At 36.2% G+C, this 15,901-nt stretch carries 12 protein-coding genes and 1 pseudogene; 4 read left to right on the top strand and 9 right to left on the bottom strand.

Features of this window, described 5'->3' with window-relative positions; translation table 11 throughout:
* From AC23MC_RS16025 to AC23MC_RS16035, 3 genes are all read left to right on the top strand, one after another.
* Nucleotides 1–1,719, top strand: a 1,719-nt coding sequence (locus AC23MC_RS16025; RefSeq protein WP_487569346.1) for a T9SS type B sorting domain-containing protein, incomplete at its 5' end; no start/stop codon positions are given.
* Between the two features lie 53 nt (nt 1,720–1,772).
* On the top strand, nt 1,773–2,684 hold the full coding sequence (locus AC23MC_RS16030) for a PorP/SprF family type IX secretion system membrane protein (RefSeq protein ID WP_487569347.1): 912 nt from the start codon (nt 1,773–1,775) through the stop codon (nt 2,682–2,684).
* 13 nt (nt 2,685–2,697) lie between these two features.
* Nucleotides 2,698–4,638 carry an OmpA family protein gene (locus AC23MC_RS16035; protein WP_487569348.1) on the top strand — a complete coding sequence of 647 codons (1,941 nt, stop codon included), beginning with the start codon at nt 2,698–2,700 and terminating at the stop codon, nt 4,636–4,638.
* Between the two features lie 537 nt (nt 4,639–5,175).
* On the opposite strand, the gene AC23MC_RS16040 is transcribed toward AC23MC_RS16035, so the two are convergent.
* The gene (locus AC23MC_RS16040) at nt 5,176–6,810 is read right to left on the bottom strand and encodes an ABC-F family ATP-binding cassette domain-containing protein (RefSeq protein ID WP_248434354.1); all 1,635 of its coding nucleotides are present in this window, start codon (nt 6,808–6,810) and stop codon (nt 5,176–5,178) included.
* Nucleotides 6,811–7,065: 255 nt separating this feature from the next.
* Here AC23MC_RS16040 and AC23MC_RS16045 point away from each other — a divergent pair, with 255 nt between their 5' ends.
* Entirely contained in the window at nt 7,066–8,289 is a 1,224-nt protein-coding gene (locus AC23MC_RS16045; RefSeq protein WP_487569349.1) for an MFS transporter, read from the top strand.
* Here the strand turns inward: AC23MC_RS16045 and AC23MC_RS16050 are convergent, their stop codons facing one another.
* The 8 genes and pseudogenes from AC23MC_RS16050 to AC23MC_RS16085 all read right to left on the bottom strand — a co-directional run bounded on the left by AC23MC_RS16050 (nt 8,290) and on the right by AC23MC_RS16085 (nt 15,612).
* The gene (locus AC23MC_RS16050) at nt 8,290–8,595 is read right to left on the bottom strand and encodes a type II toxin-antitoxin system RelE/ParE family toxin (protein ID WP_487569350.1); all 306 of its coding nucleotides are present in this window, start codon (nt 8,593–8,595) and stop codon (nt 8,290–8,292) included.
* 3 nt (nt 8,596–8,598) lie between these two features.
* Nucleotides 8,599–8,844 carry a hypothetical protein gene (locus AC23MC_RS16055; RefSeq protein ID WP_487569351.1) on the bottom strand — a complete coding sequence of 82 codons (246 nt, stop codon included), beginning with the start codon at nt 8,842–8,844 and terminating at the stop codon, nt 8,599–8,601.
* Nucleotides 8,845–8,874: 30 nt separating this feature from the next.
* Nucleotides 8,875–9,093 (bottom strand): putative signal transducing protein, encoded by a 219-nt coding sequence (locus AC23MC_RS16060; RefSeq protein WP_112086990.1) that lies wholly within the window; start codon nt 9,091–9,093, stop codon nt 8,875–8,877.
* Between the two features lie 66 nt (nt 9,094–9,159).
* A complete protein-coding gene (locus AC23MC_RS16065; RefSeq protein WP_487569352.1) occupies nt 9,160–9,771 on the bottom strand; it encodes a DEAD/DEAH box helicase in 612 nt (203 codons plus the stop codon).
* A gap of 84 nt (nt 9,772–9,855) precedes the next feature.
* On the bottom strand, nt 9,856–11,019 hold the full coding sequence (locus AC23MC_RS16070; RefSeq protein WP_487569353.1) for a sigma-54-dependent transcriptional regulator: 1,164 nt from the start codon (nt 11,017–11,019) through the stop codon (nt 9,856–9,858).
* Between the two features lie 871 nt (nt 11,020–11,890).
* A pseudogene (locus AC23MC_RS16075) lies at nt 11,891–13,357 on the bottom strand (potassium/proton antiporter); the annotation flags it as partial.
* Nucleotides 13,358–13,381: 24 nt separating this feature from the next.
* Nucleotides 13,382–14,689, bottom strand: coding sequence for an ABC transporter permease (locus AC23MC_RS16080; protein ID WP_487569354.1), 1,308 nt, complete (start codon nt 14,687–14,689; stop codon nt 13,382–13,384).
* Nucleotides 14,689–15,612 carry an ABC transporter ATP-binding protein gene (locus tag AC23MC_RS16085; RefSeq protein ID WP_487569355.1) on the bottom strand — a complete coding sequence of 308 codons (924 nt, stop codon included), beginning with the start codon at nt 15,610–15,612 and terminating at the stop codon, nt 14,689–14,691. The genes AC23MC_RS16080 and AC23MC_RS16085 overlap by 1 nt, the downstream gene beginning before the upstream one ends.
* Between the last annotated feature and the right edge of the window lie 289 nt (nt 15,613–15,901).

Here is a 15,901-nt window from a genome sequence, read left to right on the forward strand (position 1 = left end):
TCATTAACCGCTACTGATAATTGTGCCGGTGAAATCACTGTAGAAGGTGTGGATACAACTGTAGCCGGTGATTGTCCGAACTCATTCGTAATCACCAGAACTTGGTTGTTTGTGGATGCATGTGGTAACGAAACACCACTATCACAAACAATTACTGTTGACGATACTGTTCAACCTGAAATTACCACCGAAGCAACAAATCTTGTTGTGGAATGTGACGGCTCAGGAAACGAAGATGTTATTCAAGCATGGTTAGAATCAAATGGTGCTGCTTCTGCTACCGACAATTGTTCTGATGTAACTTGGTCTAACGACTTCAGTAATTCATCAAACGATTGTTCTACTGCAATAACAGTAACATTCACAGCAACTGATACATGTGGTAACTTTGCAACAACAACTGCTACTTTAACAATTCAAGATAGCACAAATCCTGTAGCTCCTGAAGCTCCTGCTAATTTAGTATTAACATGTGACTCAGAAGTACCAGCTACTATTTCCTTAACCGCTACAGATAATTGTACTGGTGAGATCACTGTAGAAGGTGTTGATTCAATTGTAGCCGGTGATTGTCCGAACTCTTTCGTAATCACTAGAACATGGACTTTTGTAGATGATTGTGGAAATGCAACTCCGATTTCTCAAACAATTACAGTAAACGATACGGTTGCTCCTACTTTCGTAGAAGAGCTTCCTGCTACTGAATTAACTGTAGAGTGTGATGCCATTCCTGCAATGATTACGTTAACTGCTATTGATAATTGCGGAACTGCTTCTGTTACCGAAAATGTAACGACAGAACCTGGCGATTGTCCTGGTAGTTATATGATCATAAGAACATGGACAGCTACAGATGAATGCGGAATTACTGCAACACATCAGCAAACAATTACTGTTATTGATACAGCCGGTCCAGTTGCTTCCGAATTTGACGAAGAAATAACAGTTAACTGTGATGCAATTCCGGAATTGCCTGTAATTCAATTTACTGATGCATGTTCAGGTGTAAGTGAACCTATATTCACAGAGGAAATAACAAACGAAACACCAACGTCTTATACAATTGTCAGAACTTGGGATGTAATGGACAACTGTGGAAATAATTCAGAATTTACACAAACAATTATTGTAAACATTCAAAACAGTTTAACAAGAATTGATGCTGAATCATGTATTGGTGATATTACAACAGTTGACTTAAACAACTTACTTCCTGCCGGAACTACCGGAGGTGTTTGGGTAGATGTAAACAACACTGGAGCATTAAATGAAAATATTTTTAGCCCAAGTGAAGTTTCTTCAATTGGAAATTATATCTTGCAGTATGAAATTACTGAAGGTGATTGTCCAAGAGTATATGAAGTGACGATGAATGTAAACGATGACTGTCTAGTGTTCCCATGTGATGCGATTGTAATTCACAACGCTTTCACACCAAATGGAGATGCATTGAATCAGTATTTTTCAATTGAAAACATTGAAAACACTGAGTGTTACACAAGTAATACTGTTGAAATCTATAACCGTTGGGGCGTGTTAGTATACGAAGTAGAAAATTATAACAATAATGATAGAAGATTTGAAGGAATTTCAGAAGGTAGAGCTACATTAAACAAAAATGCAGAATTACCAACAGGAACTTATTTCTATATCATCAATTATACTACTCCAGAAGGAAATGTTGAAAACAAATCCGGTTATTTATACCTAACAAGATAAAATTAAACTCCTGAGGGTTACCCCACCCTCAGGTTTCTAAAAAAAGAAACAAAATGAGAACAAAATTTTTATTTATCGCTTTGATGTTTACAGGTTTTGCTGCACTTGCCCAACAAGATGCACAATATACGCAATACATGTATAACACAATCAACGTGAATCCAGCCTACGCAGGATCAAGAGGAGTAATGAGTATTTTTGGATTACACCGTACCCAATGGGTTGGTTTAGATGGTGCTCCGGTTACAAATGCTGCCTCTATTAACACTCCAATAAACAATAGTAATCTTGGAGTTGGTCTTTCATTTGTGAATGACAAAATCGGACCTACTACTGAAAATGCAATATCTGCAGATGTATCATACACTGTTCAAACCTCAGAAACATTTAAATTATCTTTTGGTGTAAAAGGAACAGCTAATTTGTTCAATCTTGATGTGAATAAATTGAATCCTCAAGATGCTGGCGATCCGCAATTTCAAAATTTAGACAATGCATTTACGCCTAACATTGGTGCAGGTGTTTACTTTCACTCAGACAAAATGTATGTTGGTCTTTCTGTGCCAAACTTTTTTGAAACAAAACGTTACAACGATAATGACATAGCAGTTAATGCAGAGCGAATGAACTTCTATCTTATTGCCGGTTATGTGTTTGATTTAAGTTATAACTTAAAATTCAAACCTGCCTTGTTAACCAAAGCTGTAGAAGGTGCTCCTTTACAAGTTGACGTTTCTGCTAATTTCTTGTATAATGATAAGTTTATGTTAGGAGCTGCTTGGCGTTGGGATGCTGCCGTGAGTGCAATGGCTGGTTTCCAAATTACAGACGGGCTTTTCATTGGTTATGGTTATGATCACGAAACTACCCGATTAAGACGATTTAATTCAGGTTCGCATGAGATTTTCTTACGCTTTGAATTATTCAAAAAACACAGTAAAATTGTATCACCTAGATTCTTCTAATAAAGCAACAGTCATGAAAATTAAATTTATATACATCGCCTTGTTTAGTTTTATTGCTGTAAATGTTTACTCGCAAAAAGCAGGTGAACGCAAAGCAGATAAAAACTATGACAAATTCGCCTACATAGATGCTATTAAAACCTATGAACGAATTGCAGAAAAAGGATATAAAAACCCTGATATGTTGCAAAAAATAGGGAATGCTTACTATTTTAATGCCGACTTAGTAAATGCAGAAAAATGGTACGGACAACTTTTTGCAATGTCGCAAGATGTGGAGGCAGAATATTATTTCCGTTATGCACAATCATTAAAAGCGGTTGGAAATTATACCAAAGCCGATGAAATGATGGCAGCATTTAATGTTAAAAGTGGAAATGATAAACGTGGTCTTTTAGCTAAAGAACAAAAAGATTATCGCGAAGCCATCAAAAAGAATTCAGGTCGTTATGACATTGAAGATGCAGGAATTAACTCTGAATATTCTGATTACGGACCGGCATTCTTTATGGATAAAGTCGTTTTTACCTCTACACGTGATACAGGAAATTTCTCGAAAAGAAAACACACTTGGACAGATCAATATTTTTCTAATTTGTATGGTGCCGATTTGAGTGCAGAAGGTGCTCTTTCGAACACAGACCGCTATGGAAAAAAATTGAATTCTAAATTCCACGAGTCAACTCCCGCTTTTACAAAAGATGGAAAAACTGTTTATTTTACCCGAAATAATTATTTGGATGGTAAAAAAGGTAAAGATGCCAACAAAGTAACTTTATTAAAAATTTATAAAGCGACTTTGGTAGATGAAAAGTGGACAAACATTAAAGAACTTCCATTTAACAACGATAGTTATCAAGTGGCTCATCCTTCTTTAAGTGCGGATGAAAAAACTTTGTACTTTGCTTCTGATATGCCTGGAACAAAAGGGTTATCGGATATTTTTAAAGTTGATATTCTAGCGGAAGATTCCTATGGAACTCCTGTGAATTTAGCTGATATTAATACTGAAGGCCGCGAAACATTTCCTTTTATCACTTCAGATAATGAATTGTATTTTGCCTCAGACGGTCATCCGGGATTAGGTGGTTTAGATATTTTTGTGTCTAAATTAGAAACTGATGGAACATTCAAGCAAGTACACAATATTGGAGAACCGGCAAATAGTCCTCATGATGATTTTGCATTGATTATCAACAAAGCCAACAAAAGAGGTTTTTTATCTTCTAACCGTCCAAACGGTGTTGGAAACGATGATATCTATAAATTCCTTGAAACAAAAGAATTGCAATTTGATTGTGAACAATTGTTGGCAGGAATTGTAACTGATGAAGAAACCGGAGCTATTTTACCAAACACAAAATTGACTTTGTTTGATGAAAATTTCAATAAGTTAAAAGAAACTATTTCAGGTCCTGATGGTCGTTATGATTTTGGTGAAGTGGAATGTGAGAAAAAATACTACGTTCGTGCTGAACAACCGGAATACACCACCAAAGAAGTACCTGTGATTATTGGAAAAGAAAGTGGTACAACTGAACTTCCGATTGAATTGGAAAAAGCAATCAAAAGTATTCCAATTGGAGGCGATTTAGCAGATGTATTCGGAATCAACCTCATCTATTTTGATTTAGATAAATGGAACATCAGACCGGATGCTGCGATTGATATTGCTAAAATCTTAGATGTATTGAATGAATATCCAAACATGAAAATCGATATTCGTTCGCACACAGATAGTCGTCAAACGCACCGTTACAACGAAGTGTTATCAGATAGAAGAGCAAAATCTACTCGTGATTGGTTAATTAAAAATGGTATCGCTAAGGAACGTTTGACTGCTAAAGGATACGGAGAAACGCAATTAGTAAACAAATGTGCCGACGGTGTAGAATGTACCGAAGCCGAACACCAATTGAACAGAAGAAGCCAATTCATTATTACTGCTTTATAAATACTTGTTAATTTAAATTACATTACGAAAACATCCCGTTAGATTTAGCGGGATGTTTTTTTTATGAGTTGTTCTTAAAATAAAAATACCACAATGAGATTCTTCCTTCGTCAGAATGACAAGATTGTGTGAAAACTGTGGCTGAGATTCTTACGGAATGACAAGATTGTGTGAAAACTGCGACTGAAAACTTAATTCTCACAGAAAGCACGGAAAGCACAGAATGAGATTCTTCCTGCGTCAGACACGAGAGCTTTGCTCGAATTGGCGAAGCAATGACAAGATTGTGTGAAAACTGTGACTGAAAACTGCGATTATGACTGAAAACCAAATCAGCATTTTCCTTTAAACTACTTTGTTAGCACTGACTTGCGTGAGGGATTGAAGTGGAAAGCCCGGAGGACAAAGGTTGAGTTTTTGCGGGTTGGGATGGCGACCAGCGGAAGCCACGCCCAACCCGACAAAAACCAACTTTTGGACGAGGACTTGTAACGAAAAGCCCGACCCTTGTGGTCACGCCCAAATTATGATTGTGACTTATTTTTCGATTTCGCGAAGGTTTTCCATTTTTTTCATTGCCAAGAATCCTTTGATGTCTTCAAAGTGTTCTTTGACGCGTTTGTTGCCAAATTCAAAGACTTTGGTCGCCAAGCCGTCAAGGAAATCACGGTCGTGGGAAACAAGTATTAATGTGCCGTCGAAATCCCGCAAGGCATCTTTGATGATGTCTTTCGTCTTCATATCCAGGTGATTGGATGGCTCATCGAGAATGAGCAAATTCACCGGTTCGAGCAACAATTTTATCATTGCCAAACGAGTTTTTTCGCCACCGGAAAGGACTTTTACTTTTTTAGTGATGTCGTCGCCGTGGAACATAAAAGCTCCCAAAATATTTTTGATTTGCGTTCGAACGTCGCCCACAGCAATGTCGTCGATAGTTTCAAAAATGGTTGCATTTTCGTCTAATAATGACGCTTGATTTTGTGCAAAATAACCAATTTGTGCATTGTGACCGATTTCTACGCTTCCGCCGTTGATTTCGATTTCTTTCATAATGGCTTTGATCATCGTTGATTTTCCTTCTCCATTTTTGCCGACAAAAGCAACTTTGTCTCCTCTTTCGATGACGATGTTGGCATCTTTAAAAATCAGTTTATCGCCATACGATTTTTCTAAATCTTTCACGATTACAGGATATTGACCGGAACGAATGGCCGGTGGGAATTTTAATTTTAATGCCGATGTATCGACCTCATCGACTTGCACCAAAACGAGTTTTTCAAGCATTTTTACACGGGATTGGACGGCATCGGTTTTAGAAAAAGTTCCTTTGAAACGATCGATAAACGTTTGATTATCGGCAATCATTTTTTGTTGTTCGTCGTACGCTTTTTGCTGATGAATTCGTCTGTCTTTTCTAAGTTCTAAGTAATGAGTGTATTTTGCTTTGTAGTCATAAATGCGTCCCATTGTGACTTCAATAGTTCGATTGGTGATGTTATCCACAAACGCTCTATCGTGCGAAATGACCACAACTGCTTTGGCTGAATTGATTAAAAAATCTTCTAACCACTGAATACTTTCGATGTCCATGTGGTTGGTTGGCTCATCGAGAAGAATCAAATCGGGTTTGCGAAGAAGGATTTTGGCTAACTCAATTCGCATTCGCCAACCTCCTGAAAATTCGGAGGTCTGACGTGTGAAATCGGTTCTTTCAAATCCTAGTCCGGTTAATATTTTTTCTACTTCGGCTTCGTAATTGATTTCTTCAATGGCATAAAATTTCTCGCTTAAGTCGGAAACTTTTTCGATTAATTTCATATACTCATCACTTTCATAATCGGTTCTAATCGTTAATTGCTCATTGATTTCGTCGATTTCGGACTTCATTTTGAAAATTTCTCCAAATGCTTTTGAAGCTTCTTCCATCACCGTAGAACCATCTTGCGTTAACAAATGCTGTGGCAAATAGGCAACTACGGCATCTTTTGGTGCAGAAACATTTCCGGTTGACGGTTTACTTTCGCCTGCAATTATCTTTAAAAGTGTGGATTTTCCGGCACCGTTTTTTCCCATCAAGGCAATTTTGTCGTTTTCGTTGATGGCAAAAGAAACATCACTGAACAAAGTGGTTCCGCCAAAGTGAACGGAGATATCGTTTACTGTAATCATTTTTTTTAAGTTGGAAGTTAGAAGATGGAAGCTGGAAGTCAGTTCGCTCTTCTGAATTTTTAAGGTGCAAAGATAATCGATTTGTGGAATCTTGAAGTTTGAAAATGATAATTAGTAAGACAATTATTTTTTGTTTTGATAAAATCCATCAACAATTCTTGAAAAATAGATAATTAGTTAGCCAATGAAATCAAAATCAAACGTAAACCTTGTTTTTTTATTTAATTTTGCTGACTCAAACAGCCAATTCAACTTATGCCTTTATTTGACTACAGTTTTTTAAGTAAAATTATTCCGCAACAAAAGCATAAAAAAAGCTATCGGAAAGCGAAACAAACGTATTTGAACAGAATTCGTTTGGCGATGTCTTTTTTCTATTTTGGAATGGGATTTTGTTTTGCTTCTTGGGCGAGTAGAATTCCGGATATTAAATCGTTTTTGAATTTGAGCGAAGGAGAATTGGGTACGATTTTATTTGCTCTCCCAATTGGTCAATTAACAGCGATGCCTTTTTCAGGAAAATTAGTTACCCGCTTTGGAAGTAGAAAAGTGTTGCTATTTTCTTTAATTCTGTATGCATTTTGCTTAACAAATATCGGATTGGCAGAAGAAACGTGGCAGTTGGCTTTGGGTTTGTATTTGTTTGGAATTTGCGGAAATTTCAGTAACATTTCGATCAATACACAAGGCGTTTACACGGAACAAGTTTTCGGAAAACCAATTATGGGTTCGTTTCATGGATCGTGGAGTTTAGCCGGATTTTGCGGAGCTTTGGTTGGATTGGTGATGTTGGCTTTTAAACTTACTCCCTATCAACATTTTATCATAGTGTTTGCAATTGTTGGTTTAATCGTTTTTATCAGTTATCGCTTTTTGATTAAAGTGAAAGCTGTAAAACAAGAAATTGACATTGCTAAACCAAAATTCAGAATGCCGGACAAATCATTAATGTGGCTTGGCGTAATTGGTTTTTGTTGTATGGCAAGTGAAGGAATTATGTTTGATTGGAGCGGTGTTTATTTTAAAGATATTGTCAAGGCACCAGGAGCTTTAGTGATTTTAGGTTATACTTCGTTTATGATAACAATGGCTTCCGGACGATTTTTGAGTGATATTTTAGTTCGTAAATACGGTGCAAAAAATATTCTAATTGTGAGTGGTATAACTATTTCGTTAGGATTGTATACTGCTGTTGTTTTTCCGTTTTTGATTCCGAGTACGATTGCATTTATGATGGTTGGATTCGGTGTTTCTAATGTTATTCCAATCATTTATAGCACAGCAGGAAGAAACACAACCATTCCAACCGGTGAAGCTTTAACCATTGTAACCGGAATTAGTTTCTTAGGATTTTTAATTGGCCCGCCAGTTATTGGTCACATTGCAGAATTAACCAGCTTGCGGTATTCGTTTGGTTTTATTGGAATTTTTGGCGTTTTTATTTCGGTTTTGGCTTATAATTTGAAGATTTTTAGGTGATTACTCTTTGCCTTTCAGTTTGATAGGGTTTTGACGAGTATCAAAAATTTGAAGAATTCTAATTTCAGATTCAGATTGAATTTTATAGATTATCTTATAATTTCTTACGACAATTCTTCTGTAAGGCTCACCAAGAATTTCGTCAACTTGATATTGTTGTGTAAACTTTATGTTCTTTGTATTTGTAATAATGTCGTTAATGACATTTTTTGCTCCTTGAGGAGATTTTAATTTTATGAAATCATAAATTAATTTTAAATCAGTTTTTGCATTATTATCCCAAATAATTCTAATTTGACTTTGCATCTTCTACCAATTCTCAATTTCTTTTTCTAAATCTTCCATTGTGGTATATTTTCCGGAAGATATTCTTTCATCAGCTTCTTTGACCATATTGATGTATTCTTGCTTATCAATTGGATAACCACTAACGGTATGAGCAACAACTTCATTATCTATTATTGATTTAAAAGCAATTAATTTTTTTAGCTTACTTTCATCTTTAAGATGAAGCAACCAATCTAAAAGTTCCGATTTTTTTGCAGCTAAATCCATACTAATCAATTTAATAACAAATATACAAATTTAAATACTCATTCTAAATTTCTCAACAACTTCCGTCACTTTACCATAATATTTTTCGTCAATAAATAATTCTACGGCTAAATCCAAGTTGCCAAAACCACCCAAACGAGCGGATTGAATGTTGTCTTTTTGGAGTACTTCTACCCCTATTTCTTCTATTTTTTCTTTTAATGCGGAAGCTAAAATTTGACTTCCGGAAAATATTTTCATCATTCCCATAGTATTCGGTTTTAAGGTTTAAAAGTTGCGGGTTGCGGGTTGCGGGTTGCGGGTTTTTTCGGTTAACTAATCTGCTTCGAAGAAGACGGGTTCTATCATTATTTTATCGGCTAATACTTCAACTCTTTCAGTAATCGTTGAACAAAAGAAAACCCGTTGTGTTTTTTCTACGCTTAATGAAAGTCGGAGAATGATGGCATCCATTCGGTTTCTAAACATCACTTCGGCATCATCCACGACAAACATTTTGATGGTATTCATATTGAATCCGGCGGAAGAAAACATATCATTAATCTTCGTTGGTGTTCCAATCAAAACATCCATTCCTAACGAGATTTGGTTTTTATCATAATCAATATCACCTTTTTCGTGAACACCAATAACTCTTAAATCAAGAAAATCGCCAAACTTCTCAAATAAATCAACCATTTCGGTTACTTTATCTCTGTTTTCTACTACGATTAAGGCTCGTGTACTTTCACCGACCGCTTTTTCCAATCGTTGAATAACATTAAGCACCAACGTCGTCGTTTTTCCACTTCCGCCAGGCGATTGAATAACGGCATCTGCCCCACTTTTTAAAGTAGAAAACGTTTCTTTTTGAATTTCATTCGCTTCAGTTAAACCCAATTCGATAAGGGCTTGTTGAAGTTTTGGGTTTATTTTTTTTAATTGCATATTTTAAAAGGTGATGGGTGATGGGTAAATGGTGATGGGTGATGGGATTTCCTTTCACCTATTACTAATTACCTTTTACCATTTTTATTTACTAGCAAACATCTTCACATCATTCTCCGAAATTTCACTTCCGCCAAGAATAATCAAACGTTCTACCACGTTGCGAAGTTCGCGAATATTTCCGGTCCAATCGTATTCTTGCAATAATTTAATTGCAGCCGAAGAAAATTGTTTCGCCGTATTTCCTTGTTCTTCTGAAATTTTGGTTGCAAAATGTTCAATCAACAACGGAATGTCATCTCTTCTTTGGTTTAAAGCCGGAACTTTAATCAAAATCACCGCCAAACGATGATACAAATCTTCCCGAAAACGTCCTTCAGTAATTTCTTTTTGTAAATCTTTATTTGTTGCGGCAATCACGCGAACATTCACTTTTATATCTTTATCAGCACCAACGCGTTGCACCAAATTTTCTTGCAACGCACGTAAAACTTTGGCTTGAGCAGCCAAACTCATATCGCCAATTTCATCCAAAAAAATCGTTCCGCCATCAGCTGCTTCAAATTTTCCGGCACGGTCTTTAACGGCAGAAGTAAAAGCTCCTTTTACGTGGCCGAATAATTCACTTTCAATCAATTCAGACGGAATGGCGGCACAGTTCACTTCCACAATTGGATAAGCTGACCGTTCGCTTTTTTCGTGCAATTGATGAGCCACCAACTCTTTTCCTGTTCCGTTTGGACCGGTAATGAGCACACGAGCATCGGTTGGAGCCACTTTTGCAATCATTTCTTTGATGTGATTAATCGGTTCCGATTGACCAATCATCTCATAATTTTTGCTGACTTTTTTCTTTAAAATTTTATTTTCAACCACCAATTGTTTTCGGTCTAATGCATTTCGAACCGTATTCAACAATCGATTCAAATCCGGTGGTTTTGAGATATAATCAAATGCTCCCAAACGCATGGTATTAACGGCTGTTTCCAAATCGCCATGACCGGAAATCATCACCATCGGAATTTCTGGTTTTATTTTTTTAACGGCTTCAAGCACTTCTACCCCATCCATCTTTGGCATTTTGATGTCGCAAAGCACTAAATCGTAGTCTTCGTTTTTAATTTTTTCAACACCGGAAAGTCCGTCTTCGGCTTCTTCCACTTGATAAGTATCGTTTTCTTCCGACAGAATTTTGGTTAACACTCTTCGGATGGCTGCTTCGTCTTCAATAATTAATATTTTTGGCATAATTCTATTTTTATATTTTTTAATCCACCAATGTCACTTCGTTGTGCGGAAGAATAATCATTGGAAATTTTCCTTCGTAAACAAATTCATTCGTGAAAAAATTTCTGAACATTTTATCCGAAAAATTTCTAGCTCCTTTTTGAATAATTAATAGTTTGTTGGTATGATCTTCGGAACATTCAATCGTTTCTTTTAATTTTTCCTTATCCGAAATTACTCTGTAAGTCACTTCAAATTCCATATTTTTAGGATGATGCACTTTATCCAAAATATCTCTCGAAAGCAATTGATTTTCGGTATTATTTGAAATCGTAAACAAATTTACTTTTTCTAAATTAGGGAAAAATTCAATCGTTTTATTCAGAGCATCAAAGTTAAAGTTTTCCGTGTTACTGATTCCAACAAAAAATTCTTCAATTTCAAACTTAGAATTTCTAAAAGGTAACGCAAAAATCGTAGCATTAATATTATCAGTAATTTGCGTGGCAATACTTCCAATCAAATGTTTTTTGATGTAACTCGTTCCTTTCAATCCAACAAAAATATAATCTTCGTATTTTGGATTTTTAAGTTGCTCATACAATTGATTAATCTTTTCTTCCGAAACCAAAAACTCCACATTTTCAGCCGGAAAATCTTCTTTCGCAATATCTTTCAATTTAATTAATGCTTCCGTTTTATCTTTTCTGATGGCAATTAATCGCTCAGTTGCATCCATCATTTTAGGAAGAAAACTGTTGGATTGATGCACCAAACAAAATTTAATATCGTGATTATTAGCAATTATCAATGCATTTTGAATGAGTGAATGACTCAATTCTGTAGTTTCTACAAAAATAATAAAACGTTTTTTCAGTATAATTTCATTCCGTTTTAAACTTTGTTCAATAAAATCAATGCTTTCTTTTTTATCGGAAAGAATGATGAGTTTATCACCCATTTCTAAAATAGTTGATCCACTTGGTGTCATATACTTCTCATTCCGTTTAATCATCGTAATCAAAGCATTCTTAGGAAAACCAAGGTTCACTACTTTCTTTCCAACGGCAAAATCATTTTCAACTAAATTAATTTCGCCAATTTGTGATTTCGGATTTTCATCAAAAAAGATTTCTAACGGTCCTTTCAACTTTACTTTTTCCGGTAACGAAACGTGAAGCCAATGAGCAAAAACAGACAACGTTGTTCCTTGAATTAAGATGGATGTTAACGTGATTAAAAACACAATATTAAAAATCATTTCAGCCTTTTCAATGCCTGCTAACAGCGGATAAGTGGCAAATACAATCGGAACTGCACCTCTTAATCCGACCCAAGAAATGTAAAGTTTTTTTCTGTTTTTTAGTTTAAAAGGAATTAAACTTAAAAAAACGCCAATCGGTCTGGCAACCAAAATCATAAAAGCAGAAATCAATAATCCGATACCGATTACAGGAACAATATTAGACGGAAAAACCAACAATCCGAGCGTTAAGAACAAGACGATTTGCATTAACCACGCCAAACCGTCGAACATTTTCAAAATTGTTTTTTTGTGAATAATATCCTGATTACCAATATAAACAGCACATAAATAAATGGCCAAAAATCCGTTTCCGCCCACAAAATCGGTTGCAGAAAACGTGATGAACATCAACGCAATGACTAAAACCGGATACAATCCTTCAAAATCTAATTTAATTCTGTTGATAATATATTTACTAGCTTTTCCAAACAAAAGTCCGGCAATTCCGCCAATTATCATTTGCTGAAAAAAAAGTGGAATCACAGACAAAAAACTCTGACTTTGCTCTTGATCCTGACTCACTACTAATCCTAAAAAAGCAATGGTTAACACATAGGCCATCGGATCATTACTACCACTTTCTAACTCCAACGTGGGACGAATGTTAGATTTTAAAGCTAAACTTTTGGAACGTAAAATGGAGAAAACCGCCGCCGCATCCGTAGAAGAAACAATCGAACCCAGCAATAACGATTCATAAATAGTTAAGTCTGTAATATAAAACACAAACATTCCAACCGAAACCGCAGTTACCAAAACACCTATTGTTGACAAAGCAATTCCTTGCCATAAAATGGGTTTGATGGAACTCCAAGTCGTATCTAAACCACCTGAAAATAGAATGAAATTCAACGACACAATTCCGATAAATTGGGCTAGTTGTGGATCGCTAAAATTAATTCCACCCGGACCTTCAGAACCAGCTAACATACCAATTCCTAAAAACAAAATCAAGGTAGGAACACCAAATTTATAAGATGTTTTTCCGGCAACAATACTGATTAGTAATAAAATTGAGCCGATTAATAATATATTTTCAATACTTAAATTCATACACTAAATTTATTTTAAAATTCTTTAATATTTCATCCATTTATACAATTCTTTCCACGTTGGTTTTTTTCCATACATCAAAATTCCGACACGGTAAATTTTCGCTGCAAACCAAACCACACCTAAAAATGTTGCATACAACAAAACCATCGACAGCACAAGTTGTTCCCACGGCACGCCAAACGGAATCCGCATCAACATCACAATCGGCGACGTTAACGGTATAATCGAAAACACCGTTGCCACCGTTCCGTGAGGATCATTCAACACCGTAAAAAATCCAATGTAAACCCCTAAAATTAAAGGCAAAATAATTGGTAACAAAAACTGTTGCGAGTCGGTTTCGTTGTCCACTGCAGCACCAATAGCAGCATAAAACGAACTATATAAAAAGAATCCGCCAATAAAATAAATAACGAACGAAATCAATAAAGTCACCAACGGCAAGCTCTTCAATTCTTCATAATACAAAGGCAATTTCTCCATCAAACCATTTTGGCTGGCTGCCGCAACAGCTTCTCCCGAAGCATCTGACGAAGCTCCCATTTGCATCCCAAAAACAGTTGAAAAAATAAAGAAAAGCACTAATCCTAAAATCGTCCAAATTAAAAACTGAAGAATTCCTGCCAACGAGTTCCCAATGATTTTACCCATCATCAACTGAAACGGTTTTACCGATGAAATAATAATTTCAATAATTCGATTCGTCTTTTCTTCAATCACACTTCGCATCACAAAATTGCCGTAAATAATAATGAACATCATAATCAAATAACCAAAAATGCCACCAATCACGAGTTTAATTTCGTTCAAACCTTTCACCGTATCTTCGCCCGAAGCTTTCTTCAAAACAATATCAACCTTAGCTTTCGCCAAACTAATTTGAGCCGTATCAATCGCTAATTTCTCATAATTATATTGCGTAATTTTCTTCTCAATCACATCTTCCACATCCAAAATATAATCCATCGACGGACTATCATTCGAAATAAACTGTACCTGATTTTGAACCGTCGATAAACTATCCGTTTTCGGAATATAAATCAACCCTTCATAACTTTCTTTCAGCACACTGTCTTTCACAAATTGCAAATCAATTTTAGACAAATCGTGATACGAATACTCTTCGTCATTCACAAATTCGTTCACAAAATTGCCGCCTTCGTCGTGAATCGCAATGCGTTTCAAATCAGCTTTCATCGAAGCCAAAAACCCAACAAAAACGGCAATTCCAACAAACAATAGCGGACTCAAAAAAGTCATCACAATAAACGATTTGTTGCGAACCTTGGCAATAAATTCTCTTTTGATAATTAAGCTCAGAATACTCATTAGTTTTGACTTACAGTTTTAATAAAAATATCATTAGCAGTTGGAATTTTCTCCACAAAATGCGTCACTTGTCCGCGTTGTGTCAGCAATTGAAGCAACTCGTTTGGCGTCGCCGTTCCCAGTCCGATTTCTAACTTCAAATCATCGTTCAACGATTTAAAACTCGCCTGATCCACCGTGAATTGCTGCGTCAAATCATACATTAACCCTTCCACATTGGCAGTCACAATGCCCACCTCAAAATGATTCGTTCTAAACTCGCGTTTCACATCCGTCAATTTGCCTTCAATCAGCTTATTCGATTTGTGAATCAACGCAATATCATCACACAATTCCTCCACACTTTCCATTCGATGCGTCGAAAAAATAATCGTCGCACCCTGCTTTTTCAATTCCAGAATTTCGTCTTTAATAATGTTCGCATTCACCGGATCAAACCCCGAAAAAGGCTCGTCAAAAATCAGCAATTTAGGCTTGTGTAAAACCGTCACCACAAACTGCACCTTTTGAGCCATCCCTTTCGAAAGCTCTTCAATCTTCTTGTTCCACCAGCCCTCAATACCAAACTTTTCAAACCAATAATCCAGCTGTTTTTTGGCCTCTTGTTTCGACAAACCCTTCAACTGAGCCAAATACAAACACTGCTCGCCCACCTTCATCGATTTATACAAACCGCGTTCTTCGGGCAAATAACCAATGTGCTGAATATGCTTCGGCTCAAGCCTTTCGCCATCCAACAAAATCTCGCCACTATCCGGCATTGTAATCTGATTAATAATTCTGATAAGCGACGTTTTTCCGGCACCATTCGGACCCAAAAGTCCATAAATACTCCCCTTCGGAACCGCCAGCGAAACACTGTTCAACGCAGTATAATCGCCATATTTTTTCACTACATTCCTAACTTCTAAGATGTTGCTCATACTAATTTTCGAGTTTTGGTAAATATAAGAAATAACAGCCAAAACCGAAATAGAACCCCGTAAATAAAGTACATTTTTTTTAGGTGGGCGTGCCCCCGTTGCAGGAAATCCAAGTTCAAAAGAAAGTACTCATCAGCAACGGGGTCGGGCTTTTCGCTGCAAGTCCTCGCCCCAACTCCGCAAGCTCCGTTGTTGCTGTGGGCTTTTCGCTTCAATCCCTCACCTTTACTTTGCAAAGTGTTTTAATTTAGAATTTCAAAAGGAGTTAATTAGAAAAAGTTTAAATTTA

Source organism: Flavobacterium sp. T50_26, from assembly GCF_057652995.1.

What these genes read in the sequence shown, in the direction of transcription:
- AC23MC_RS16080 (WP_487569354.1), bottom strand. Translation starts at nt 14,689, where the DNA reads ATGAGTATTCTGAGCTTAATTATCAAAAGAGAATTTATTGCCAAGGTT.
- AC23MC_RS16050 (WP_487569350.1), bottom strand. Translation starts at nt 8,595, where the DNA reads ATGCAAAGTCAAATTAGAATTATTTGGGATAATAATGCAAAAACTGAT.
- AC23MC_RS16040 (WP_248434354.1), bottom strand. Translation starts at nt 6,810, where the DNA reads ATGATTACAGTAAACGATATCTCCGTTCACTTTGGCGGAACCACTTTG.
- AC23MC_RS16065 (WP_487569352.1), bottom strand. Translation starts at nt 9,771, where the DNA reads ATGCAATTAAAAAAAATAAACCCAAAACTTCAACAAGCCCTTATCGAA.
- AC23MC_RS16055 (WP_487569351.1), bottom strand. Translation starts at nt 8,844, where the DNA reads ATGGATTTAGCTGCAAAAAAATCGGAACTTTTAGATTGGTTGCTTCAT.
- AC23MC_RS16045 (WP_487569349.1), top strand. Translation starts at nt 7,066, where the DNA reads ATGCCTTTATTTGACTACAGTTTTTTAAGTAAAATTATTCCGCAACAA.
- AC23MC_RS16085 (WP_487569355.1), bottom strand. Translation starts at nt 15,612, where the DNA reads ATGAGCAACATCTTAGAAGTTAGGAATGTAGTGAAAAAATATGGCGAT.
- AC23MC_RS16035 (WP_487569348.1), top strand. Translation starts at nt 2,698, where the DNA reads ATGAAAATTAAATTTATATACATCGCCTTGTTTAGTTTTATTGCTGTA.
- AC23MC_RS16060 (WP_112086990.1), bottom strand. Translation starts at nt 9,093, where the DNA reads ATGGGAATGATGAAAATATTTTCCGGAAGTCAAATTTTAGCTTCCGCA.
- AC23MC_RS16070 (WP_487569353.1), bottom strand. Translation starts at nt 11,019, where the DNA reads ATGCCAAAAATATTAATTATTGAAGACGAAGCAGCCATCCGAAGAGTG.
- AC23MC_RS16030 (WP_487569347.1), top strand. Translation starts at nt 1,773, where the DNA reads ATGAGAACAAAATTTTTATTTATCGCTTTGATGTTTACAGGTTTTGCT.